This window comes from Glaciihabitans sp. dw_435, from assembly GCF_018449675.1.
GTDB lineage: Bacteria > Actinomycetota > Actinomycetes > Actinomycetales > Microbacteriaceae > Glaciihabitans.
This window is the reverse complement of record NZ_JAAVUZ010000004.1, coordinates 292462-315707: the sequence shown is the minus strand read 5'-3', so window position 1 is coordinate 315707 and position 23246 is coordinate 292462. Positions and strand designations below refer to the sequence as shown.

At 65.0% G+C, this 23246-nt stretch carries 21 protein-coding genes and 1 tRNA gene; 4 read left to right on the top strand and 18 right to left on the bottom strand.

Annotation, left to right across the window (positions count from 1 at the left end):
• Positions 1-5 precede the first annotated feature (5 nt).
• Positions 6-78: transfer RNA gene (locus tag HB677_RS08380), tRNA-Asn, on the bottom strand.
• A gap of 70 nt (positions 79-148) precedes the next feature.
• Here HB677_RS08380 and HB677_RS08375 point away from each other — a divergent pair.
• Positions 149-454 (top strand): GNAT family N-acetyltransferase, encoded by a 306-nt coding sequence (locus HB677_RS08375; protein WP_213815216.1) that lies wholly within the window; start codon positions 149-151, stop codon positions 452-454.
• Positions 455-481: 27 nt separating this feature from the next.
• On the opposite strand, the gene HB677_RS08370 is transcribed toward HB677_RS08375, so the two are convergent.
• The 8 genes from HB677_RS08370 to dusB form a co-directional block, all read right to left on the bottom strand.
• Positions 482-1315, bottom strand: a complete 834-nt coding sequence (locus tag HB677_RS08370) for an ABC transporter ATP-binding protein (RefSeq protein ID WP_218624556.1) — start codon at positions 1313-1315, stop codon at positions 482-484.
• 3 nt (positions 1316-1318) lie between these two features.
• Complete coding sequence (locus tag HB677_RS08365) at positions 1319-2983, bottom strand: ABC transporter ATP-binding protein (protein ID WP_213815215.1); 1665 nt, start codon at positions 2981-2983, stop codon at positions 1319-1321.
• A complete protein-coding gene (locus HB677_RS08360) occupies positions 2980-4011 on the bottom strand; it encodes an ABC transporter permease (protein ID WP_307852527.1) in 1032 nt (343 codons plus the stop codon). Before HB677_RS08360 ends, HB677_RS08365 begins: the two co-directional genes overlap by 4 nt.
• Positions 4012-4013: 2 nt before the next feature.
• On the bottom strand, positions 4014-5108 hold the full coding sequence (locus tag HB677_RS08355) for an ABC transporter permease (RefSeq protein WP_213815214.1): 1095 nt from the start codon (positions 5106-5108) through the stop codon (positions 4014-4016).
• Positions 5109-5232: 124 nt separating this feature from the next.
• The gene (locus HB677_RS08350; protein ID WP_213815213.1) at positions 5233-6885 is read right to left on the bottom strand and encodes an ABC transporter substrate-binding protein; all 1653 of its coding nucleotides are present in this window, start codon (positions 6883-6885) and stop codon (positions 5233-5235) included.
• Positions 6886-7077: 192 nt separating this feature from the next.
• Entirely contained in the window at positions 7078-9255 is a 2178-nt protein-coding gene (dnaG, locus tag HB677_RS08345; protein ID WP_213815212.1) for a DNA primase, read from the bottom strand.
• A 98-nt stretch (positions 9256-9353) separates the two neighbouring features.
• The gene (locus tag HB677_RS08340) at positions 9354-10604 is read right to left on the bottom strand and encodes a deoxyguanosinetriphosphate triphosphohydrolase (RefSeq protein ID WP_307852525.1); all 1251 of its coding nucleotides are present in this window, start codon (positions 10602-10604) and stop codon (positions 9354-9356) included.
• Positions 10605-10611: 7 nt separating this feature from the next.
• Positions 10612-11799 carry a tRNA dihydrouridine synthase DusB gene (dusB, locus tag HB677_RS08335; protein ID WP_213815211.1) on the bottom strand — a complete coding sequence of 396 codons (1188 nt, stop codon included), beginning with the start codon at positions 11797-11799 and terminating at the stop codon, positions 10612-10614.
• A 34-nt stretch (positions 11800-11833) separates the two neighbouring features.
• On the opposite strand from dusB, the gene HB677_RS08330 reads away from it, so the two are divergent.
• Together HB677_RS08330 and HB677_RS08325 are read left to right on the top strand one after the other, a co-directional pair.
• Positions 11834-12121 carry a hypothetical protein gene (locus HB677_RS08330; RefSeq protein ID WP_213815210.1) on the top strand — a complete coding sequence of 96 codons (288 nt, stop codon included), beginning with the start codon at positions 11834-11836 and terminating at the stop codon, positions 12119-12121.
• 441 nt (positions 12122-12562) lie between these two features.
• The gene (locus tag HB677_RS08325) at positions 12563-13024 is read left to right on the top strand and encodes an aminoacyl-tRNA deacylase (protein WP_255546369.1); all 462 of its coding nucleotides are present in this window, start codon (positions 12563-12565) and stop codon (positions 13022-13024) included.
• Positions 13025-13122: 98 nt separating this feature from the next.
• Here HB677_RS08325 and HB677_RS08320 read toward each other — a convergent pair whose 3' ends face one another.
• The 7 genes from HB677_RS08320 to recO form a co-directional block, all read right to left on the bottom strand.
• The gene (locus tag HB677_RS08320) at positions 13123-13296 is read right to left on the bottom strand and encodes a hypothetical protein (protein WP_213815208.1); all 174 of its coding nucleotides are present in this window, start codon (positions 13294-13296) and stop codon (positions 13123-13125) included.
• The gene (locus HB677_RS08315) at positions 13293-13949 is read right to left on the bottom strand and encodes a DsbA family protein (RefSeq protein WP_213815207.1); all 657 of its coding nucleotides are present in this window, start codon (positions 13947-13949) and stop codon (positions 13293-13295) included. Before HB677_RS08315 ends, HB677_RS08320 begins: the two co-directional genes overlap by 4 nt.
• A 111-nt stretch (positions 13950-14060) precedes the next feature.
• Positions 14061-15446, bottom strand: coding sequence for a glycine--tRNA ligase (locus HB677_RS08310; RefSeq protein WP_213815206.1), 1386 nt, complete (start codon positions 15444-15446; stop codon positions 14061-14063).
• An 85-nt stretch (positions 15447-15531) separates the two neighbouring features.
• A complete protein-coding gene (locus tag HB677_RS08305; protein WP_213815205.1) occupies positions 15532-16566 on the bottom strand; it encodes a Gfo/Idh/MocA family oxidoreductase in 1035 nt (344 codons plus the stop codon).
• Positions 16567-16594: 28 nt separating this feature from the next.
• Positions 16595-17449, bottom strand: a complete 855-nt coding sequence (locus tag HB677_RS08300; protein WP_213815204.1) for a hypothetical protein — start codon at positions 17447-17449, stop codon at positions 16595-16597.
• A 27-nt stretch (positions 17450-17476) separates the two neighbouring features.
• Positions 17477-18280: an isoprenyl transferase gene (locus HB677_RS08295; RefSeq protein ID WP_213815203.1), complete on the bottom strand. Its 804-nt coding sequence runs from the start codon at positions 18278-18280 to the stop codon at positions 17477-17479.
• The gene (gene recO / locus HB677_RS08290; RefSeq protein ID WP_213815202.1) at positions 18277-19086 is read right to left on the bottom strand and encodes a DNA repair protein RecO; all 810 of its coding nucleotides are present in this window, start codon (positions 19084-19086) and stop codon (positions 18277-18279) included. Before recO ends, HB677_RS08295 begins: the two co-directional genes overlap by 4 nt.
• A 122-nt stretch (positions 19087-19208) precedes the next feature.
• Here recO and HB677_RS08285 point away from each other — a divergent pair, with 122 nt between their 5' ends.
• The gene (locus HB677_RS08285; protein WP_213815201.1) at positions 19209-19973 is read left to right on the top strand and encodes a trimeric intracellular cation channel family protein; all 765 of its coding nucleotides are present in this window, start codon (positions 19209-19211) and stop codon (positions 19971-19973) included.
• Positions 19974-20125: 152 nt separating this feature from the next.
• On the opposite strand, the gene HB677_RS08280 is transcribed toward HB677_RS08285, so the two are convergent.
• On the bottom strand, positions 20126-21340 hold the full coding sequence (locus HB677_RS08280) for an IS30 family transposase (RefSeq protein ID WP_213815200.1): 1215 nt from the start codon (positions 21338-21340) through the stop codon (positions 20126-20128).
• A gap of 133 nt (positions 21341-21473) precedes the next feature.
• Positions 21474-23240 (bottom strand): 2-isopropylmalate synthase, encoded by a 1767-nt coding sequence (gene leuA / locus HB677_RS08275; RefSeq protein WP_213815199.1) that lies wholly within the window; start codon positions 23238-23240, stop codon positions 21474-21476.
• Positions 23241-23246 lie beyond the last annotated feature (6 nt).

The following is a 23246-nucleotide window of genomic DNA, read 5'->3' as shown; positions in this document are numbered from 1 at the left end:
TTTCGCTCCTCGACTTGGACTCGAACCAAGAACCTACGCATTAACAGTGCGTTGCTCTGCCAATTGAGCTATCGAGGATTGCTGAAACAGCGTAGTTACTCTACCAAAGGATCGTCATCTACCAAATCGAGAGGCTACGGTGAGGCATATGAGCGAGTATTTCATCCGCTTGGCGACACCCGCGGACGTCGATCGCCTGTGGCCGCTCTTCGACGAAAGCGAGAACGAACGACTCTTTCATGCTGATGAGAAGGCACTTCTCCTCGCCGAGGAACGACGCGAGGAGCTGGTGAAACTTTTGCTCAATCCGACACGCCCGGTGTTAGTTGCCTATTCCGGCATACGAGCCGTTGGCTACCTTTCGGAAGCGGATGACACGCCCTATGTCTCGCCCAGCTGGCGAAGTCTCGGGGTCGACGAAGAGCTGCTCGACCACCGGGATCTACACCGCTGACGGCCCGGACTGCCCATGCTCGAGCCCTCAGGCGGTGAGTTCGTCGGCCCGCTTGATGTCCTCGAGCGCGCGCGTAAGGCCCTCGACGTATTCATGGGTGGGTGCATCGAGAACCTCGTCCACGTTTCCCAGCCCCACAAAGACACCTCGGTGCATCACTGCGACGCGATTGCTGAAGTGGCGCACCTCACTCATGGTGTGACTGACGATGAGGGCCGAGAACTGGCGATCATGGTGCAGGTCACGAATCGTGTCGAGAATCGCGCCGCGCACCGTGACATCGATGCCCGACGTCGGATCATCGGCGATAAGCAGCGTCGGTTCGAGGATGAGGGCGCGCGCTATCGCGACCCGCTGACGCTGGCCACGGCTGAGCTCGTGCGGGTAGCTGTTCATTACACTCATGGGCAGCCGCACCGCATCCAGGAGCGTCGCGACGGCGGCACCAGCCTCCAGCTGATCGAAACGACGGTCCCGCAGATAAATCGGCTCGGCCACGTTCTCGCCGATGGTCAGACGCGGTTGCAGCTTCGCACCGGCATCCTGCGGCACATACCCGATCTTGAGGGTCAACTTATCCCGGCGGCGTTCCGAAATTCCCCGGACCTTCTGGCCGAGAACCGTCAGTGCCCCGCCGGAGATCTGCGGTGAGCCGGGCTTGTGCGTTCCGGCCACCCCGGCGACTGCTGCCGCGAGGGTGCTCTTGCCGGAACCCGTCTCACCGATGAGTCCGAGGATCTCACCCTCGCGGATGTCGAACGTGACGCCCTTGACCGCCTCAAACTGCGATTCTCCCCGGTGCGCGTCGTATCGAACGGACAGGTCATCCACTGACACCGCCAGTGGAAATGTCTCGGTCATCGTCTAACTTTCGCCTCGCAGGCCGCGCAGCACTTCGCGGCGCGACGCCTGTTCGATCGGGTCGGGAACCGGCAGTGATGCCAGCAACCGCTGGGTGTATGGATCCTGGGGGTTACCGAGCACTTCCGCACCGGTTCCCTCCTCCACCAGTTTGCCCCGATAGAGCACCGCAATGCGATCGGCGAGCAGGTCTACCACCGCGAGGTCGTGACTGATAAAGAGGGCAGCAAAGCCCAGGTCCTTCTGCAGTTCTGAGAACAGCTCCAGCACCTTCGCCTGCACGGACACGTCGAGAGCACTCGTCGGTTCATCCGCGATCAGCAGCGTCGGATCCAGCGCGAGCGACCGAGCAAGGCTGGCCCGCTGTCGCTGGCCACCGCTCAGTTCGTGGGGGTACCGGTCGCCGAATGCCTTGGGGAGCTGCACGGCTTCGAGGAGCTCATCCACGCGCTTGCGAGCGGATGCCGCGTCGCGAGCCTTCCCGTGCACGATCAGCGGTTCCGCCACACACGCCGCGATCGTCAGCAGTGGGTTGAAGCTCGAGGCGGGGTCCTGGAACACGAATCCGATGTCCCGGCGTAGCGGCTTGAAGGACTTCTCCTTCACGCCCAGCATCTCCTGACCGATCACCTTCAGCGATCCGCCGGACACGCGGGTCAGCCCACCAATGGCGCGCCCGATCGTCGTCTTGCCCGATCCGCTCTCGCCCACGAGACCGAGAACCTCGCCCGCGTGAATGCGGAAACTCACGCCGTCGACGGCGCGGAAACCGCTGCGGCCGAACCTGCCCGGGTATTCGATGATCAGGTTGTCGGCCACAACGACTGGGGCTTCCTCGATCACGGGGCGGGCGGCAGCACGCTCCTGGGTGCGGGCAAGTCCCGATCCGAGCTTCGGTACCGACGCCAGCAGTCGCTTCGTGTAGTCGTCCTGCGGCGAGGAGAACAACGTGAGTGCGTCCGCCTCCTCGACGACCTTCCCGTTGAACATCACGGCGACGCGGTCGGCGAGATCGGCGACCACGCCCATGTTGTGCGTGATGAGCACGATGGCCGCACCGAATTCGTCACGGCAGCGGCGAAGCAGGTCGAGGATTTCGGCCTGAACCGTCACGTCGAGTGCCGTGGTGGGCTCGTCAGCGACGATCACGCCCGGTTCGAGCACGAGTGCCATCGCGATGATGACGCGCTGCTTCTGTCCACCGGAGAACTGGTGCGGGTAGTGATCGACGCGCTCTTCCGGCTGCGGGATTCCGACCTTGCCGAGAATCTCGATGGCCTTGGCCTTCGCCTGCTTGCGCGTGTACTTTCCGTGCGCGCGCAGTCCCTCGGCGATCTGCCATCCGACGGTGTAGACGGGGTTCAGTGCCGTGGACGGCTCCTGGAACACCATCGCGACGTCGGTACCGCGAATCTCCCGCAGGCGGGCTCCGCTGAGCTGCACGACGTCGTTCGCACCCAGCATCACGGCGCCGGACACAGTCGCCGTCTCGGGCAACAGGCCAAGAATTGACTTGGCCGTCACGGTCTTTCCGCTGCCGGACTCACCGACGATGGCGAGAACCTGCCCGGCTTCGACAGTGAGGCTCACCCCATCGACGGCGTTGACGGGATCGGCATCGGTTGCGAACGTGACCCGCAGATCGCGAATGTCTACTACGGCGCTCATGGTCGAGCCTCCAGCTGATCGATGTTGCCGACTTCGTCGAGCGTTCCGCCGGGAATGACGGTGACGTCCCCCGCGGGCGGGAGCGACCCGATTGCCCGACGACGTGTGCGCAGGCGCGGGTCCGCCAGGTCGTTAAGGCTCTCCCCCACGAGGGTGATGCCGAGAACCACCAGCACGATGGCGAGACCCGGGAACAGTGCCGTCCACCAAATTCCGCTGGTGACGTCGGAGATTGCCTTGTGCAGGTCGTAGCCCCACTCGGCGGCCGCGGTCGGTTCAATACCGAAGCCGAGGAAGCCGAGGCCCGCGAGCGTCAGGATTGCCTCCGACGCGTTGAGCGTGAAGATCAGTGGCAGCGTGCGCGTGGCGTTACGCAGCACGTGACGGAACATGATGCGCGAGCGGTTGGATCCGATGACCTTCGCCGATTCGACGTAGGCCTCGGCCTTGATGCGCAGCGTTTCCGCGCGGATCACCCGGAAGTACTGCGGGATGAAGACGACGGTGATCGACACCGCAGCGGAGGTGACTCCGGCCCAGAGCCCCGACTGTCCACCGGAGATCACGATCGAGATCACGATCGCCAGCAGCAAGCTCGGGAACGCGTACACGGCGTCGGCGACGACAACGAGGATGCGGTCGAGCCAGCCGCCGAGATACCCGGAGACGAGTCCGAGGAACACACCGATGAAGATCGACAGGATGATCGCAACGACGATCACCAGGAACGCTGTCTGCGTACCCCAGATCACGCGCGAGAGCACGTCGTACCCACCGACGGTCGTCCCGAGCAGGTGGGCGCTCGACGGTGCCTGCTGGGTCGGGAAGTCGCCGTCGTCACCCTTCAGCTGCGAGAAGCCGTAGGGGGCAAGCAGCGGGGCGAAGATCGCCGTGAGCAGGAAGATCGCGACGAGCACGAGGCCCGCGACGAGCATTCCACGCTGCAGGCCGACACTCTGTCGCAGCTGGTGGACGACGGGGATGCGCTGCCAGATGCTGCGCTTGGGAGCGAGAGAAGTGGATGCCACGATCAGTACCTCACTCGCGGGTCGATGGCTGCGGCAATGATGTCCACGATGAAGTTCGTGATTGCGACGATGACGGCGAGCAGGGCAACGATGCCCTGCACGGCGACAAAGTCCCGGGCCGAGAGGTACTGCGCGAGCATGAATCCGAGCCCCTTCCATTCGAATGTGGTTTCGGTCAGCACCGCGCCGCTGAGGAGCAGGGCGATCTGCAGGCCGATGACCGTGATGATCGGGATCAGTGCGGGCTTATAGGCGTGCTTCGTCACCAGTCGGAACTCTCCGACACCGCGCGAACGGGCCGCGTCCACGTAGTCGGTCGACAGTGTGCCGATGACGTTGGTGCGGACGAGACGGAGGAACACTCCTGCGGTGAGGAGACCGAGAGCAACACCCGGGAGCACCGCGTGGGCGAGCACGTCACCGATGATCTGTGGATCCCCGATGCGGAACGCGTCGATGAGGTAGATACCCGTGGGATTCGGAAGCAGTTGCATCTGCAACTCGGTGTTGGTTGTCCCCCTGCCGGCAATCGGCAGTACATCGAGCCAGACGCCGAAGATGAGCTGCAGGATGAGGCCCGCGAAGAACACCGGGGTCGCATAGAACAAGATCGCGAGAACACGGAGAACAGCGTCGGGCCAACGATCGCGCAGGTAGGCGGCCAGCATGCCGAGCGGGATGCCCACGATGAACGCCACGATGAGGGCGTAGAACGCCAGCTCGAGCGTCGCTCCGCCGTAGGTGAGGAGAACCTCGGTGATGGGACGGTTGTCGCTGATGGTGTTGCCGAAGTTCCCGGTGAAGATCTGACCGAGGTATTCGAAGTACTGCACCAGCACGGGGCGGTCGTAGCCTGCCGCGTGGATGCGCTCCTGGAGTTGCGCTGCGTTGAGCTTCCCGCCGAGCGCCGCACTGATCGGGTCACCGATCGTTCGCATGAGGAGGAAGACAAGGGTGACGAGTATGAACACCGTCGGGATGATCAGGAGGAAGCGGATAACGATGTAGCGACCGAGGCCACCACCGCGCTTCTTCTCTGTCTTGGTCTGTGTGGGTGGGGCCACGGGTGTGCCCACCTCTGTTGAGGTCGTTGTCATCGTGCCCGATCGATTGTGGAGCTGAAGTTCCTACGAAGAAAGCTGGTGAACACCGGGGGCGACCCGCACAGTGTGCGGGTCGCCCCCGGCAAAGCGATTAGACGATCCTAACCGGCTTGGTGTTCTAGCCCACCTTGCTCAGTGCCGCGTAGCGGAACTTGAACGACGCGTCGAGGGTGTCCTTGACTCCCTCTACGCCCTTCACTGCGACGGCGACCTGGTCGCCCTGCAGCATCGGGATCGTCGGCAGCTGTGCTGCGACCTTTGCCTGGATCTCCTCGATGATCTTGGCGCGAGCCTTGGCGTCGCTGGTGACACCCTGCTCCAGGATCAGCTTGTCGACGGCGGGGTCGTCGTAGTGGTTGATGATGAACGCTTCGGTGTCCGTCGGGTTGTAGAAGAACGGCGTCAGGTAGTTGTCCGCGTCGGAGTAGTCAGGGAACCATCCGAGCTGGAAGACCGAGTAGACGCCGGCCTTGCGGTCCTTGGAGTACTGCACGTACTCGGTGGACTGCAGGTTGACGGTGAAGAGACCGGTTGCTTCGAGCTGGCTCTTGATGGCCGCGTACTCGTCGCTGGAGGACTCGCCGTAGTGATCGGTGTTGTACTGCAGGTCGAGCTTCACCGGGGTGGTGATTCCTGCGGCCTCGAGGGTTGCCTTCGCCGCGTCAGCGTCTGGGCCACCCTTCTTGTCGCCGTACAGGCTCTTGAGCACGGTGGTCGCGCCCGTCAGTCCGTCCGGAACGTAGGAGTACAGCGGGGAGTAGGTGCCCTTGTAGACGTTCTTCGACAGTGCGTCACGGTCGATCAGGTCAGCGGCGGCCTGGCGAACGGCGAGAGCCTTCGCGGGGTCGGCGTCGGCCGTCTTGGTTCCGAACGGCTGCGTCTCGAAGTTGAAGACGAAGTAGCGGATTTCTCCACCGGGACCGTGGTACACGGTCACCTTCTTGTCCGACTCGAGGCTCGAGATGTCGGTGGGCGACAGGCTGCGGAACGCGACATCAATGTTGCCCTGCTGGATGTCCAGCTTGAGGTTGCTCTGCGACGTGTAGTACTTCACGTTGACAACGTCGGTCTTCGCCTTGCCAAGAACACCCTGGTAGTCGGGGTTGGCCTTGTAGCCGATGAGCGTGTTGAACGTGTAGCTGGTGATCGTGTACTGGCCGGCAAATGCGTTGCCCTTGACGATCTCGTCATCGGTGGCGAGCTTGTCCGCGGGGAACACGTCCTCGTCAACGATGGGGCCGGCGGGGCTGGACAGGATCTGCTTGAAGACCTGGTCGTTTGCGGTCTTGAGCGTGAAGACGACGGTCGTGTCATCCGGAGCCGCAACGCTGGCGAGGTTGTAGAGCAGCGACGAGGGGCCGTTGCCATCCGCGATCTTCAGGTCGCGGTCGAAGGTGAACTTCACGTCGGAGGAGGTGAGCGCGTTTCCGTTGGCGAACTTCAGGCCGGGCTTCAGCTTGACAGTGAACTCGGTCGGCGACGTGAAGTCTCCAGACTCCGCGATGTCGGGCTCGACGTCCGAGCTGCCGTACGGGGTGTTGTACAGGAACGGAAAGACCTGGTTCTGCACGGCGAAGGAGCCGTTGTCGTACGAGCCGGCCGGGTCAAGCGTGGTGACCTTGTCGGTTGTTCCGATGGTGAGCGTCTTGGCAACCGTGCCATCGCTCGAGCTGGAGCCGCCGGCGGCGCAACCAGCAAGCACCAGCGCGAACGCTGCGGTGCCTGCGACCACGGCGAGAGTTCGCCTGGTCTTTGTGTATGCGGACGTCATTGAGGGATACCTCTTCCTGGTAGGAATGCAGGGAACTACGTGGATCCGCGCCGAATGAGCCGGGCAGACCGACGATTGCTGTGAATCAGGTGTAACACACGCCGCGGCGCCAGTTACAACTGAGAGGCCCTCGGGGTACAAAGATTTACGGGAACGAAATGTTCGAGGATGTGTCACACCCGACGGATCCGTCTACTCGCTGCGCAGAACCCGACGTTCGATTTCGACATTCATCAGGTCGCGCTGGATGCGACTGTATCTCTCGGGGTCCGCGGCCGAGTCGGTGCGCTGGAGGGAGCCGAGCAGGTCTGCTTTCGCCCGCAATAGGTCGCGCTCGACGAGGTTGGTCGTGACGCCCTTGCAGTACGCGGCCAGCTTCTCCCCGCGCTCGGGGATGGGTGCGATCGCCAGCTGCTGCACGATGGTGGCGAACGGGGCCGGCACCTCGCTGACAACCATGGGAAGCCACCCGGGCGTGTCCATGGTGTCGAGGCTGGTGGCGATGGCGTCCCGAACGACCGCCAGGGTCGCGTTGGTGAAACTCACCCGAGCCGCGCGTGCCAGCATTTCGCGCCCGATATCGGTCGGGTACTGCAGCATCGCCATGATGGCGTCCCGTTCGAGACGGGTGGCCGGGTCCATGGGGAGGTCCATAATGGATGGCCCGGGCTCGGGCGATCCGGCGTAGTAGTCGTCCTGTCCGCCGCGGTCGTCGTACCCGGCGGTGGGCTCACCGCCCGCACGGGCACCCCCGGGGTGCTGCAGTGGTGCCGATCCCCCGGGACGCTGCGCGCCCTGCTGCGTCTGTGCCGATCCGGCCTGGCCGGGGCGCTGTGCGCCGTCCTGCGAGGGCACCGACGGTGCGTTGCCGGCGGCGATGGTGCCCGCCTGCGGCTGACCCGAGGGGAACCCCTGCCGGTAGCTGCCCGCCGACGAGGAGCCCGCCGCTGGCGTACGGCCCGCTTCCTGCTGGCGCGCAGCGCCGCGGTCGGTCGTGCGGTCGCCGGGGCGGTGGTCGCCGGACGCGCGGGTGGTGGCAGCGCGGGCGGATGACACGGCGCGCGTCACCTCGCTCGGGTCCATGCCGAGCCATCCGGCGAGGTTGCGGGTGTACCCGGAGTTCATCGCCTGATCGCGAATTCCCGCGACGACGGGAGCCGCAGCGCGCAGGGCGGCGACGCGACCCTCGACGGTCTCGAGATTGTGGTCGGCGAGCGTGCGACGGATCATGAACTCGAACATCGGCTTGCGGGTACGCACGAGCCGGCGAACAGCGTCATCGCCACGCTGGAGCCGGAGGTCGCAGGGGTCGAGCCCGTCGGGGGCGACGGCGACAAACGTCTGGGCGGCGAAGCGCTGTTCTTCGCTGAACGCGCGGCTCGCGGCCTTCTGACCGGCCTCGTCGGGGTCGAAGGTGAAGATGACCTCGCCGGTGCCGGTGGTGTCCGCGTTGTCGAAGTCACCCAGCACGCGGCGGACGATCTTGACGTGGTCGCCACCGAAGGCGGTGCCACAGGTCGCGACAGCGGTGGTGACGCCGGCGAGGTGGCACGCCATCACGTCGGTGTAGCCCTCGACGATCACGATCTGCTTGCCGCGCGCGACATCGCGCTTGGCAAGGTCGAGTCCGTAGAGCACCTGGCTCTTGTGGTACACCGGCGTCTCCGGTGTATTGAGGTACTTCGGCCCCTTGTCGTCGTCGAGGAGTTTGCGTGCACCGAAGCCGAGAGTCTGGCCCGTGACATCCCGAATCGGCCACACGAGCCGCCCCCGGAAGCGGTCGTACACCGAGCCGCGATCGTTCTGGCTGAGGAGCCCGGCGGTGACGAGTTCAAGCTCCGTGTAGCCGAGCGACTTGAGGTGTTTGCCCAGAGCGTCGAAGGACTTCGGGGCGAAGCCGACACCAAAGCGTTCCGCGGCGGCCTGGTCGAATCCGCGCTGACCGAGGAACATGCGGGCCGGCTCGGCGTCGGGGGTCGCCAGCTGGGCGATGAAGAAGTCTTCCGCCGACTTGTTGGCGGCGAGGATGCGGGCACGGTTGCCGTGATCGGTGGCCTGCCCGCCGTCTTCGTAGTGCACCTCGTACCCGATGCGGGCAGCCATGCGCTCGACCGCCTCGGCGAACGTGACGTGGTCCATCTTCTGCAGGAACGTGAAGACGTCACCGCCCTCACCGCAGCCGAAGCAGTGGTAGTACCCGACCTGGGGGCGGACGTGGAAGCTGGGGCTACGTTCCTCGTGGAACGGGCACAGTCCCTTCATGGAACCGACCCCGGCGCTCTTGAGGGTCACGTAGTCTCCGACGATGTCGGCCAGGTTTACGCGCGCCCGAACCTCATCGATATCGCTTCGTCGGATCAGGCCTGCCACAGTGTGATTCTACGGTTGCCGGCGGGGTCCCCGCTGGCTGTGTACCGGCCGCACGGAGTGTTGCCGCTGTGGAGGGGAAGACGCGCCGGGACCCCGCGTCAGCGAACGAGCCGCGTGTGCCACGCCATCGCCGACTGGTCGGTGAGCGAGGCAACCTGGTCGACAACGACACGCTTGCGCCCCGCGTCATCCCCCGCCGCATTCCAGTCGACAGCGAAACCCGCGTCCAGGTGGTTCGGACCGGTGACGAGGAGAACGTCCGCCAGTTCGGTGAGGATGTCCCGCTGCCGGGCGTATATCGGACGGCGCGCGTTCGTGGACATCACGTTAGCGGCCACGATGCCCTTGAGGACGGCGATCTCCGCCTGCGTCTGCCGGGGCACGATGACGTCCGCGTTGAAGCGGATGAGGGTTGACTGGGCGTGCGCGGCACGGGTGGCGTGCACGGCGGAATGCGCGAACCGGCCGATGAGCTGGCTCGTGAGGTTCTTCAGTCGCGCGAGGTCGACGCGGGACCCGGTCCACGCCGTGAGCCAGTAGTCGAGGCTGTCGAGCCGGTCGAAGGCGGCGATCAGCTCGTCGTGGGTGATCTCTCCGCCGATCCAGACGAACATCGAGTTGACGAGTTCTTCGTGGTCGGCGCGGGCGCTGAGCGCGGGCACGTCGAGGTACCCGCCGACGATGGCGTCCTCGAAGTCGTGCACCGAGTAGGCGATGTCGTCGCTGAGGTCCATGATCTGGGCCTCGACGCACCGCTTGCGGTCGGGAGCGCCCTGCCGCAGCCACGCGAACGCGGCGGTGTCGTCGTCATAGAAGCCGAACTTCATGCGACCGCTGGGGTCGGGGATGCCCTGCGCAGCCGGCCACGGGTACTTGGTGCTCGCGTCGAGGCTCGCGCGAGTGAGGTTGAGGCCGTAGCTGAAGCCGTCGTTGCCGAAGACCTTCGGCTCGAGGCGGGTGAGCAGGCGCAGCGTCTGCGCGTTGCCCTCGAACCCACCGATGTCGTCCGACCACTCGGAGAGGGCCTTCTCGCCGTTGTGGCCGAAGGGCGGGTGTCCGATGTCGTGCGCGAGACAGGCGGTGTCGACGACGTCGGGGTCAAGGCGCAGGCTCTCGGCGAGCTCGCGTCCGACCTGGGCCACCTCGAGCGAGTGTGTCAGGCGGTTGCGGGCGAAGTCCAGTCCCTGCGTCGGGCTGAGCACCTGGGTCTTGGCCGCGAGCCTCCGCAGCGCGCTGGAATGCAGCAGGCGTGCGCGGTCGCGGGCGAAGTCGCTGCGGCGGCTCGAGTGCAGTTCGGGGAACCAGCGCTCGGCGTCAGCTTCCGTATACGGGGCGGGAATGCTGCCCACGTGCGCGTTATCCGCCACTGGTGCTCAGTTCGGCTTCGGCCAGTTCCACGCGGTGGTCCTCCTGCAGGTCACGGCTGTCGAGCCATCCATAGGGCAACGACGGGTTCTTGGGAGTGCCGGCGCGTCCCCGCTGCCCCTCGGCGTCGGCGCCGGGGTACGGCGCGTCCCAGTCGAGGGTCGCGAGCAGGTCATCGAGCTGGTCGAGGGTCTGCACCATCGCGAGGGCTGCACGAAGCTCGCCGCCGACGGCGTATCCCTTGAAGTACCAGGCGACATGCTTGCGGATGTCCCGGCAGGCGCGATCCTCGTCGTCGAAGAACTCCACCAGCAGCTCCGCGTGACGCTTGAACGCCTGCGCGACCTGGCCAAGGTTCGGCTGGGCCTTGATCTTCTCGCCCTTGAACGCGGCGGCGAGGTCACCGAACAGCCACGGACGACCGAGGCAGCCGCGGCCGACAACGACCCCGTCGCATCCGGTCTCCCGCACCATGCGCAGCGCGTCCTCAGCGCTCCAGATGTCACCGTTGCCGAGCACCGGAACGCTGGTAATGGTGTTCTTGAGGGTCTCGATGGCGGACCAGTCGGCGGTGCCCGAGTAGAACTCCGCCGCAGTGCGGGCGTGCAGCGCGATGCTCGCGACCCCGGCGCCCTCGGCGATGCGGCCGGCCTCGAGGTACGTCAGGTGGTCGGAGTCGATGCCCTTGCGCATCTTGATGGTGAGCGGGATGTCCCCCGCCGCCGCGACTGCTCCCTCGACGATGTCCCGGAAGAGGTCAAGCTTCCAGGGGAGAGCCGCTCCTCCGCCCTTGCGGGTGACCTTCGGCACGGGGCATCCGAAATTCAGGTCGATGTGATCGGCACGATCCTCGGCGACCAGCATCGTGACGGCGTCAGAGACCGTCTTGGGATCGACGCCGTAGAGCTGGATGCTGCGGGTGGTCTCGGACTCGTGGTGACGGATGAGCCGCATGCTCTCGGGCGTGCGTTCGACCAGCGCACGGCTGGTGATCATCTCGGAGACGTACAGACCCGCGCCATACTCGCGGCACAGCCGACGGAACGCGGTGTTGGTGATACCCGCCATGGGGGCAAGCACCACGGGAACATCGAGCTCCAGGTTGCCGATGCGCAGAGGCGTGGACCCGGTGATGGGGGCATGGATACCCGTAGACACGGGCGCTGTGATGGTGGACATTTGTTCAATTGTCCCAGATGCGAGGAGCGAGGACATGACAGAGATCAAGTCCATCCCCGGACTGACGGTAACGCTGGCGCGGAACGCCCAGTCCGACGTGATCATTCACGGGTTTCACATCGGTGCCCGGGTGATCGCCGGTCGCGAGGATCACGAATATCACGTGACCATTCGGGCCGCCCATGTGGCCGACTTCGCGGCGGCCCTCGGGGGCGACACCGCCGAGGACGCGTGGGAAAAACACCATATCGAGATGGTCTATCAGGGCGAGACGGCGTGGCTGCGTGCCCACGGGATTCCGTTTGAGCTCTCGGTGATCTGACGAAACCGTACAAACGTCTGCCGAGACCGCGGCGCCCGATACGCACGCGGTCCCGACAGAACTCTGGGGGGATCTAACGTGCGCGGGTGTACCGCGGGATCAGGGGGCAGGCGGATGAGGCAACGCTCGGGGCGCAGTGGCGCATCGGATCGGGTTCCTTGCACTCGACATCGGGTGGGCGTGCCGAACCGTCCGCCGGGGCCGCTAGGACAACCCCGCCGGTCGGGAGATCAGGTGGTGCGCCGAATTCGGGTACGGCGCGACACAATCACTCTCTCGGCAGTGTCCCCCAAAATAGGGACATGACGGGGCGGTGTCAACGGGGATGCGGGGTGAGTTTTCGGGCGTTACAGTGCGCCGCAACCGATCGTGAGCCCGATCGTGCTTCGCGGCGGTCCGAGGATTTCCCGTATCGTTCAACCACCACGAATGGGAGATGTGATGACGGGACGCGAACGAGTCGAAGCCGATGCCGCGGAGCGGGGTATCGACATCGAGATCATCGAGCGGCCCGCCGCCGATTCGCTGGAGGGCGCCGCGGAACTGCTGGGCGTCTCCCCTGCGGAGATCGTGAAGACTCTGGTCGTCAAGCGGCACGACGGCACGTTCCTGTTCGCCCTCATTCCGGGTGACCGTCAGATCTCCTGGGGCAAGCTCCGTGGAATCGTCGGCGTCAACAAGTTGCGCCTGCCCGAGGCATCCGTCGCATTCGACGTCACCGGGTACGAACGCGGAACCATCACGCCGTTTGGCAGCACCACCGCCTGGCCGGTGTTCGCCGATGAGCGGATCCGCGGGCTTCGGGTGGGCATGGGAGCCGGAGAACCCGGCTTCAGTGCGTTCGTGGATGCCGACGCCATGATCGCCGGGTTCGACGCCACCGTCGCAGACATCAGCGACTAAGGGCGACCCGGCGCAGCAATCACCCGCGCGAGATCAGTTGCTGACTGCCCCCGGGTAGCTCTCACCAGCGGGCGACGGCGCCCCGGGGCATCCGTTCGTTAAATGTCGCCGGAGTCCAGGCGGTCGATGACGGCCGCGCGATCGGTTCGCACGGGAACGTCGCAGAAGTCTCCGACGCAGGCCGCGCCCGCGTCGCCCAGAAGTTGCAGCGGTGCGAGGACGGGCGGGACGACGGGCATTGTCGCCGTCTGCGGTCCGGTGAGGCCGCTCATGCGGTGACCTCTTCGCGTTCGCTGCGCACCTGCTGCAGCACGTTGGTGAAGGTCTGGGCATCCTGCGCACCGGAGACGCCGTACTTGCCGTCGATGACGAAGAACGGGACTCCCTGAATTCCGTATTCCTGCGCCTGGGCGACATCGGCCTTCACGTCGGAGAGGAACTCGTTCGACTCGAGGGCGGCGACGACCTCAGCACGGTCGAGACCGATTTCCGCGGCGAGGTCTGCGAGATCCTCGATGCGTCCGACGTGGGCACCGTCGACGAAGTACGCCTTCAGCAGGCGCTCCTTCATGTCGAGCTGGCGTCCCTTGGACTTCGCAAAGTGCAGGAGTTCGTGCGCCTTGACGGTGTTGGTCTGGTGGATGTCGTCGTAGTGGTAGTCGAGCCCGACGTCGGCGGCAATGCCGATGACACGGTCAAGCATCGGTCCAACCTGCTCGAGCGGGATGCCCTTGCGCTGGCTGAGGTAGTCGGCGGGGGTGCCATCGAAATCGACCGGGGTGTCGGGCGCCAGTTCGAAGGAGTGGTACTCGACCTCGACCTGTCCGTCGAAGAGGGCGGCGCCCGCCTCGAACTTGCGCTTTCCGATGTAGCACCAGGGGCACTGAACGTCGGACCAGATGTCTACTTTGATAGCTTCACTCACGTATGGTGCAACCCCGAGGGGTGAGGGCTGTATTCCCGATCGCGACAGAATGCGAACGGCGCCGCCTCCCGGGATGCGGGAGGCGACGCCGTAAGCGTGGTGAAACGGACGTTACGCGCCGATCAGCTGCTCGGCGAGGTAGCCGTGCAGGCGGTCGAGCGAGACGCGCTCCTGCGCCATGGTGTCGCGCTCGCGGATCGTGACCGCGTTGTCCTCAAGGGAATCGAAGTCGACGGTGACGCAGAACGGCGTGCCGATCTCGTCCTGACGACGGTACCGACGGCCGATGGCACCGGCATCGTCGAAGTCGATGTTCCAGTACTTACGGAGGTCGGCCGCGACGGACTTCGCGAGCGGCGTGAGCTGCTCGTTGCGCGACAGCGGCAGCACCGCAACCTTGATCGGCGAGAGGCGGCGGTCGAGTCGCAGGACAGTGCGCTTGTCGACACCACCCTTGGTGTTGGGAGCCTCGTCCTCCGAGTACGCGTCAATGAGGAAGGCCATCAGGGCGCGGGTGAGTCCGAACGCGGGCTCGATCACGTACGGGAACCAGCGCTCGTTCTTCGTCTGGTCAAAGTACGAAAGGTCGGTACCGGATGCCTCGGAGTGCGTCTTCAGGTCGAAGTCGGTGCGGTTCGCGATACCCATGAGCTCGCCCCACTCGCTTCCCGCGAAACGGAAACGGTACTCGACGTCGACGGTGCGCGTGGAGTAGTGCGACAGCTTCTCGACGGGGTGCTCGTACAGGCGGATGTTGTCGGGGTTGATGCCGAGGCCCAGGTACCAGTCGCGCGACGCATCGATCCAGTACTGGTGCCATTCCTTGTCCGTGCCCGGCTCGACGAAGAACTCCATCTCCATCTGCTCGAACTCGCGGGTGCGGAAGATGAAGTTTCCGGGGGTGATCTCGTTGCGGAAGCTCTTGCCGATCTGCGCGATACCGAAGGGAGGCTTCATCCGCGACGATCCGAGAACGTTAGCGAAGTTGACGAAGATTCCCTGCGCGGTCTCGGGGCGGAGGTAGGCCATGCCCTCCTCGTTGTCCACGGGACCGAGGAAGGTCTTGAGCAGTCCGGAGAAGTTCTGCGGTTCCGTCCAGGAGCCGGGCTGGCCGGTCTCGGGGTCGCGAATATCGGCGAGGCCGTTCACCGGCGGGTGGCCGTGCTTCTCCTCGTACTGCTCGAGGAGGTGATCGGCGCGGTAGCGCTTGTGGGTGTGGAGCGACTCCACCAGCGGGTCGGAGAACACCTCGACGTGGCCGGATGCTTCCCACACCTTGCGAGGCAGGATGACGGATGAGTCGATGCCGACGATGTCGTCGCGACCCTGCACCATGAACTGCCACCACTGGCGCTTGATGTTTTCTTTCAGCGCGGTACCGAGGGGACCGTAGTCCCAGGCGGAACGGGAGCCACCGTAGATCTCACCCGCCTGAAAAACAAACCCGCGCCTCTTGGCGAGGGCGATGACGGCGTCGAGAGGATTTGGCGTTGCCACGTGTTACTCCTGTATTTCCACACCGAGCTGGATACCCGGTCGTTTGCGAGTCCCCAGCCTACCGGCGGGAAAGGTGAGGTCAGGGTCAGTGCTTCCACTGCGCGTGCGCCTGCTCGAGGATGCGCATGGTCGCCAGCGCCGTGTAGGGATCGACCGGCACCGGTGCGCCCTCGAGGATTGCGGCGGCGACACCCGCGTAGAAGGCCGGGTAATCACCGCGTTCGGTCTCGACCGGGGTCGGCGGGAACTCGGGGCTCTGGCCTCCCACACGACCCCACTCGCTTTCCGGCGTGACCCCATACGCGGCGTCACCGGGACGCAGGCCCTCCTTGAGCGCGGGCTCCTGCCCGTCGAGGCCGTACACCGTGTAGGCGCTCTCCGTTCCCAGAACGCGGAAGCGCGGGCCCGACTGTGCGGCAAGGCGGCTCACCGTGAGGTGCGACACCACACCACTCTCGTGGGCGAGCGAGAAGAACGCGTCGTCGTCGCTCGCGCCGCCATCCCGAAGGATGCGCAGCTCTGCGCGCTCGAGGGTGGCGGGTCCGAACAGGTGCAGCGCCTGGTCGATCAGGTGGCTGCCGAGGTCGTAGGTGATGCCGGCGCCCTGCGCGGGTGTGGTGGTGTCCTGCCAGCGGGGACGAAGCCCTCCCGAGAAGCGCTCGAACGTCGACTCGAAACGGTGGACGCGACCGAGCTGGCCCGAAGCAACGAGCTTGCTCGCGGTGAGAAAGTCGCCGTCCCACCGGCGGTTTTGGAACACGATGAGTGGGCGGCCGACGCGCTCGGCGGTGGCGATCAGGGTTTCGGCGTCGGCAACGGACGCGGCGAACGGCTTGTCGATGACGACGGCCGCGCCGGACTCCAGGGCCGCGATGCCCTGCTCGAGGTGGGCGTGGGGCGGGGACGCCAGCACAACGAGGTCGAGATCCCGCGAGAGCAGCTCCTCGGGTGTGCTCACCACCGGATACAGCGCCCCGGCCTGCGCCTGACGCTCGGGGTTGCCCGTCGCGACGACATCAATGCTGAAGGCGGGATTAGCGGCGAGGAACGGTTCGTGGAAGATGCGTCCGGAGAGGCCAAAGCCGATGATGCCGGTGCGGATTACTGCGGTGGAAGCCATGGCCCAAGCCTAGGGTCATCCACTCGTCCTACCAGGCAGTCACGCTCCAGCGGAAGTCCTGCCACTGCACCGTCAGCGGCTTGAGGCCGTCCTTTGCCGCGTCCGTCTTGTAGAACACGAGCGTCTGGGTGCGGGAGTCGGCGGTCAGTTTGGTGGCGGCAACGGTCAGGGCCGTCTTGTAGCCCTTCTCTGCCTTCTTGACCGCGGCGGCGTCTTCGGCGGTTGCCGAGTCCCCCATCACCTGCTGAATCTGGGAGATGTTGCCGCTCTTCAGCGCCGAGCGCAGCAGAGCGATGTACCCGTCGAGCGATTCGCTGTCGGCCGCCGGGTCGTTCGCGACCAGTTCGTTCGGCAGGTTCTCGGGGCTTGCGGCGATTGCCACACCCGAGAAACTCTGGTCAAACGCGAAGCCGAGGGGTCCCGTGTATCCGATGGTGATCTGGTCGAAGGAGGCAATCTTGCCCGCCTCCGGCACCACGCTGAAACCGAAGTAGCGAAGCTCCCCGCCCTTGAGCGTGTACGGCAGCTTCACCGGAGTCGTTGCCCACGCCGGAAGCGCAGCCGCGGCGGTCGCGTCGGCGGCTGCAGTTCCGTCGGTCACCGGCAGTGCGGTCTTTGCCGGGCTCAAAAAGACCTGGGGAACGGAAGCGGTGGATGACGCGTTGACCTTGATGCTCGTGATGTCGACCGGCCACGGGGAGTTGTTACGCACCCACCCCGCCTGCGCGGTGAACGGAAGCGTCTTGGTTGCGGAGCCGGTGACGGTCGAACCGCCGCCCATGGCTACACCGGTCTTCGTACCGAGCGCGAGCACGGTGACGACGCCCCCGGCCACGATGAGCAGAAAGACGATGAAGGTAATGAGGCCGGTTGTTCTTCTCATGGTCTGGTTCCCTTGTGTCCGTGCGAATCAGGTGGTCGGAGTGTCGATGGCGCCACCGAAGCGGCGATTTCTCGAAGCGTATATCGAGACGGCGTCCCACAGCTGCGTGCGCGTGAAGTCGGGCCACAGCGTGTCGAGAAAGACCATCTCCGCGTAAGCGCTCTGCCAGAGCATGAAGTTGCTCGTGCGCTGCTCACCCGAACTGCGGACGAACAGGTCGACATCGGGAAGTTCCGGCGCGTACAGCGCTTTCTGGATGGTCTTCTCGCTGATTCCGGACGGCTTGAGGCGGCCGGCGGCAACCTCGGCGGCGATCGAGCGGACGGCGTCGGTGATCTCGGTTCGCCCTCCGTAGTTCACGCACATGGTGAGGGTGAGCACGGAGTTGGACGCCGTGAGCTGCTCGGCGTACTGCAGTTCGTTGATGACCGACGCCCACAGGCGGGGCTTACGTCCGGCCCATCGCACGCGCACACCCCAGTCGTTGAGCTGGTCGCGCCTGCGGTGCAGCACATCCCGGTTGAATCCCATGAGGAAACGCACCTCATCGGGCGAGCGACGCCAGTTCTCGGTGGAAAACGCGTAGACGCTGAGGTGCTTGACGCCCAGCTGGATTGCCCCGGCAACGACATCGAGGAGGGATGCCTCGCCCGCCTTGTGCCCCTCGATGCGGGTGAGCCCCTTGCCGTTGGCCCAGCGGCCGTTACCGTCCATCACGATCGCGACGTGATTGGGGACTGCACGGCGATCGATCGCCGGAGGATAGATCCCCGTCCAGTCGATCGGCTTGAAGTCGACCGCATCGCGGTGGGTCTTGGAAACGGGGGTCATGAGGCTCCGGCCACGGTTGAGGATGCGGCGTGCTGGGCCGCGACGCGCGCGGCGGCGCGCTCGGTCGACCCGTCGTGAGCCGGTGAACGATCCACGTGCTGCAGGGAACGCAGCCCACGTTCGAGATGGAACTGCGTGTAGGCGGCAACGACACCGCTCGCCTGATTGCGGGCGCGTTCGTCGGCGGCTTCGGCATAGTCCCAGTCCCCGGCGAGAAGCGACGAGAGCAGGTCGAGGGTCGCGAGATCGAGTCGCGGGGCCCCGGGAGGCGCGACGGAGTCGGCGACGACGCCACCCATCTGAACGACGAAAACCGTGTGCGGACCGGGTGCACCGGTGACGGCGCAGTCCACGAAGCTGGGCGCCCACCCGGCGATGGACAAAGCGCGCAGCAGGTACGAATCGAGGGTGAGCCCTGGAGCATGCTCGTGGCGCGACAGGGAGCGGAGTGCACCGACGAGCAGGAGGTACTGCTGCAGGCTCCCGTCGTCGTCGGTCACCTTGTCTGCGGTCTCCACCATCGCGGTCGCCGCCGTGTAGCTGGCGTAATCACTGGCGATCTCGGCCCCGTACGACCCCAGGGATTCCGCCTGCGTGATGATGTCGAGGGTGCGGCCCTCGAACAGCTGAACATCGGCAACCATGAAGGGCTCAAGACGGGATCCGAACTTCGATGCCGTACGCCGGACACCCTTGGCGACCGCACGGATCTTGCCGTGATTGCGCGAGAGCATCGTCACGATGCGATCGGCTTCGCCCAACTTGTGGGTTCGCAGTACGACTGCTTCGTCACGATAGAGGGGCACCCGTCCAGTATCCCCCGACCGGGATGAATCGGTGTGACCGGCGTGCGCACTATCCCCGATTCTGGGGCGCAGTTCGTGCCGGCGGACCAGCACCACCTCCCCCGCCGTGGTAGAAACGGACAATGATCACAGCGGCCTTCATGATCCCGCCGTGGGCGGATGTGCTCGCCGTCGGAATCGGTGCCCTGCAGGGCGCGTTGTTCGCAGGGCAGTTCCGCAGTCGACGGCTCGATCTGCTCGGGGTGGCGATTGTCGGGATCGCGACAGGGTTCGGTGGCGGTCTGCTCCGTGACATCCTGCTGTCCCAGGTCCCTGCAGCCCTCAACAGCAATTGGTACCTGCCCGTTGCCGTCGTCGCCGCTTTGCTCGGGATGCTCCTTGAGCGTGTGTTCTCCAAGCTGAACGCGGTCATCACCACGCTGGACGCCCTCACCATCGGGCTGTTCGGGGCGATCGGAACGACCAAGGCGCTGTCGCTCGGAATGCCCGCGGTGCCGGCCGTGTTCGTGGGCGTGCTGTCCGCGGTGGGCGGGTCGATTCTGCGGGACCTGCTGCTGAACAGCCCCATCGCGATGATGTACGTCGGATCGCTCTACGCGGTCGCGGCCATTCTCGGCACGTCGGCGGTGGCGATTCTCATCACGCTTGGCGTCCCGGTCTTTGTGGCGGCAATCATCGGCGTGGCCGTCACGTTCGGGGTGCGGGTGCTTGCGGTGCTGTTCAACTGGAGCCTGCCGGAGCAGCGGCGGCTGGAGCGTATCCCCCGCATCCCGCGACTTCCGCACATCGGCACCGGCTGGGCCCGGCGGTCACCTCGCTCTCCCCGCGCACCGGGGTCCACGGCGTCTCCTGCCAATCCCACATCTCCCGGCAAGCCGCGGCGTTAGGGAGTTCATGCGGGGTGCGGGACCGCGTGGCATCCGCCCGGCTGGGCTGTGGCCGCAGCAAGACCCGCGTCGCGCGTGCATGGCCGGAGGGAGAAACGAGCACGCGGCGGGAGCTATGACTCCCGCCGCGTGATTTTTACTCCCGGGTGAATTCAAGTCGTCGTTGCAACACCTGGTTGTTCGTGAAGGTTTGACAGTAACTCGTCCATGGCTTGGGCTGGTGTTTTCCAAGCCAGAGTTTTGCGGGGTCGTCCGTTGAGTTCGCGGGCCACGAATTCCAGGTGTTCTTTGCTGTGGACGGAAAGATCGGTGCCTTTGGGGAAATATTGGCGCAGTAATCCGTTGGTGTTTTCGTTGGAACCACGCTGCCATGGCGAATGCGGGTCACAGAAATAGATGTCCGCGTCCGTGGCAACGGTCACATTCTGGTGTCCGGCCATCTCGATTCCCTGATCCCACGTCAACGTCTTCATCAACTCGCTGGGCAATGTTTGGATTGTCTCGATCAGCGCTGCAGCCATTACATCGGCGTCTCTGCTGGTGGGCAAATGGACGAGCATCACATACCGGGTCGCGCGCTCCACTAGGGTTCCGATCTGGCTCCCGTTGTATTCACCGATGATCAAATCCCCTTCCCAATGCCCGGGAACAGCACGGTCATCGACGTCCGCAGGTCGTTCGGAAATCATCAGCATGTTCGCGATTCGGTTCTTGCCCCGCCCGTCGGCAGCCGCCCGTTTGTGGGGTTTGCGCAGCGTGCGTCCGGTGCGGAGTTTGGCTTCAACTTCCCGTTTCAGCGACCCACGGGCCTGAATAAACAGGGATCGGTAGATCGTTTCGTGACTCACCCGCATCCTTTCATCGTCCGGATGATCAACCTTCAGCGTGCTACTTATTTGTTCCGGCGACCATCGTTGATGCAACCGAGTCTGCACGTATTCGTGCAGCAGTGGCTGCTGAGATAGCTTCGACGGTTGCGGACGAGGCAATCGTTTCTCCGTCCATAACTGCGCCGAACGAGCGTCATAGGGTGCAAACCGCACGATGCCGTTCTGCACCTTCTTGACCTCACGGTTGCGGCGCACTTCCCGACTAATCGTCGACGGAGACCGACCCAGCATCGCTGCGATCGACCGGATCGACTTTCCCTCCCGCTGGGCGACCATGATCGTGGCTCGTTCGGTCGCATCCAGAAATCGGCCGGACGGTGACAGTAAAAGATGACGAGGAATCACCCCGCCAGCCTGCCGCACCCACACCCGTCCCACAGTCGGTTTCCCGCCCGCCACAGTCATCGCTGCCTCGACCGACGCGCCCTCGTGAAACGCTCTCCAAAACATCGTCTTCGCAGCTCGTGGCAACGACATAAACACCACCCTCGTCAGAGGTGTTGCAACGACGACCTGAACTCAAGCCGCCGAGACCTGCGATTACTCCCGCCGCATCGGATGCGGAGGCGTGCGCTGGCGGCGACGTGAGTGCGCCGGACGGGCGCAGCCGTTAGACGGCGAGCAGTTCGCGATCGCCGGCTTCCGTGCGCACCGCACGGTTGACGGCGGAGACGACGGCCTTGAGTGAGGCGGTCGAAATGTCCGCATCGATGCCGACGCCCCAGAGCGTCTTGCCGTTGACACGCAGCTCGACGTAGGACGCGGCCAGCGCGTCACCTCCGGCACTCAACGCGTGCTCGACGTAGTCGAAGAGTTCGACCTCGATGCCCTGCTCGGCCATGATGCCGAGGAACGCGGCGATCGGACCGTTACCGGTCGCACTCGCCGCCTGAACCTCGTCTCCGATTCGCAGCTGGATGTCGAGCGACACGTCACCAGTCAGATCGCTGGCAGTGCGCATGCGGGTGAGCTCGAAGCGTCCCCACTTGTCCTCGGGGCGCGACGCGGGCGCCGGCAGGTACTCATCCTGGAAGATGCTCCAGATCTGGTCGCTCGTGACTTCGCCGCCCTCGGCGTCCGTCTTTGCCTGCACGACTCCGCTGAACTCGATCTGCAGTCGACGCGGCAGGTCGATGGCATGGTCCGTCTTCAGCAGGTAGGCGACGCCACCCTTGCCCGACTGCGAGTTGACCCGGACGACTGCCTCGTAGCCGCGACCGACATCCTTCGGGTCGATCGGCAGGTAGGGAACCGCCCACACCAGGTCGTTGACCGTGACGCCCTTGTCCTTCGCCTCGACGGCCATGGCCTCAAAGCCCTTCTTGATGGCGTCCTGGTGCGAGCCGCTGAACGCGGTGTAGACCAGGTCGCCCGCCCACGGGCTGCGCTCGTGCACCTTGAGCTGGTTGCAGTACTCGGCGGTGCGGCGGATCTCGTCGAGGTCACTAAAGTCGATCTCCGGGTCGACGCCCTGCGTGAACATGTTGAGGCCGAGCGCAACGAGATCCACGTTGCCGGTGCGTTCGCCGTTGCCGAACAGGCATCCCTCGATGCGGTCGGCGCCGGCCAGGTAGCCGAGTTCGGCCGCCGCGATGCCGGTGCCGCGGTCGTTGTGCGGGTGCAGGCTGAGCAGCACGTTCTCGCGGTGTGCCAGGCGCCGGGACATCCACTCGATTGAATCGGCGTAGACATTGGGGGTCGCCATCTCGACAGTTGCCGGCAGGTTGATGATGACCTTGCGCTCGGGGGTCGGTTCGAAGACCTCGATGACGGCGTTGCTGATCTCCAGGGCGAAGTCGAGCTCGGTGCCCGTGTAGCTCTCCGGCGAGTACTCGTAGTAGATCTCAGTGCCGGGGACCATCGACTCGGCCGCCTTGCACAGACGCGCGCCCTCGAGGGCGATGTCGATGATGCCCTGGCGGTCCTGCCGGAATACGACCTCGCGCTGCAGGATGCTGGTGGAGTTGTAGAGGTGCACGATCGCACGCTTGGCGCCGATGATCGACTCGTAGGTGCGGTTGATCAGGTGCTCGCGCGCCTGCGTCAGCACCTGGATGGTGACGTCGTCGGGGATCAGGTCGTCCTCAATGAGGCTGCGAACGAAGTCGAAGTCCGTCTGGCTCGCGCTGGGGAAGCCGACCTCGATCTGCTTGTAGCCCATGCGCACCAGCAGGTCGAACATGATGCGCTTGCGCTCGGGACTCATCGGGTCGATGAGCGCCTGGTTGCCATCGCGCAGGTCGACCGCACACCAGATGGGCGCCTTCGTGATCTGCTTCGTGGGCCAGGTGCGGTCGGGCAGATCGACGGCAAAGGTCTCGGCGTACGGACGGTACTTGTGCGTCGGCATCGGCGACGGCTGTTGTGTGTTCTTCATGGTCTC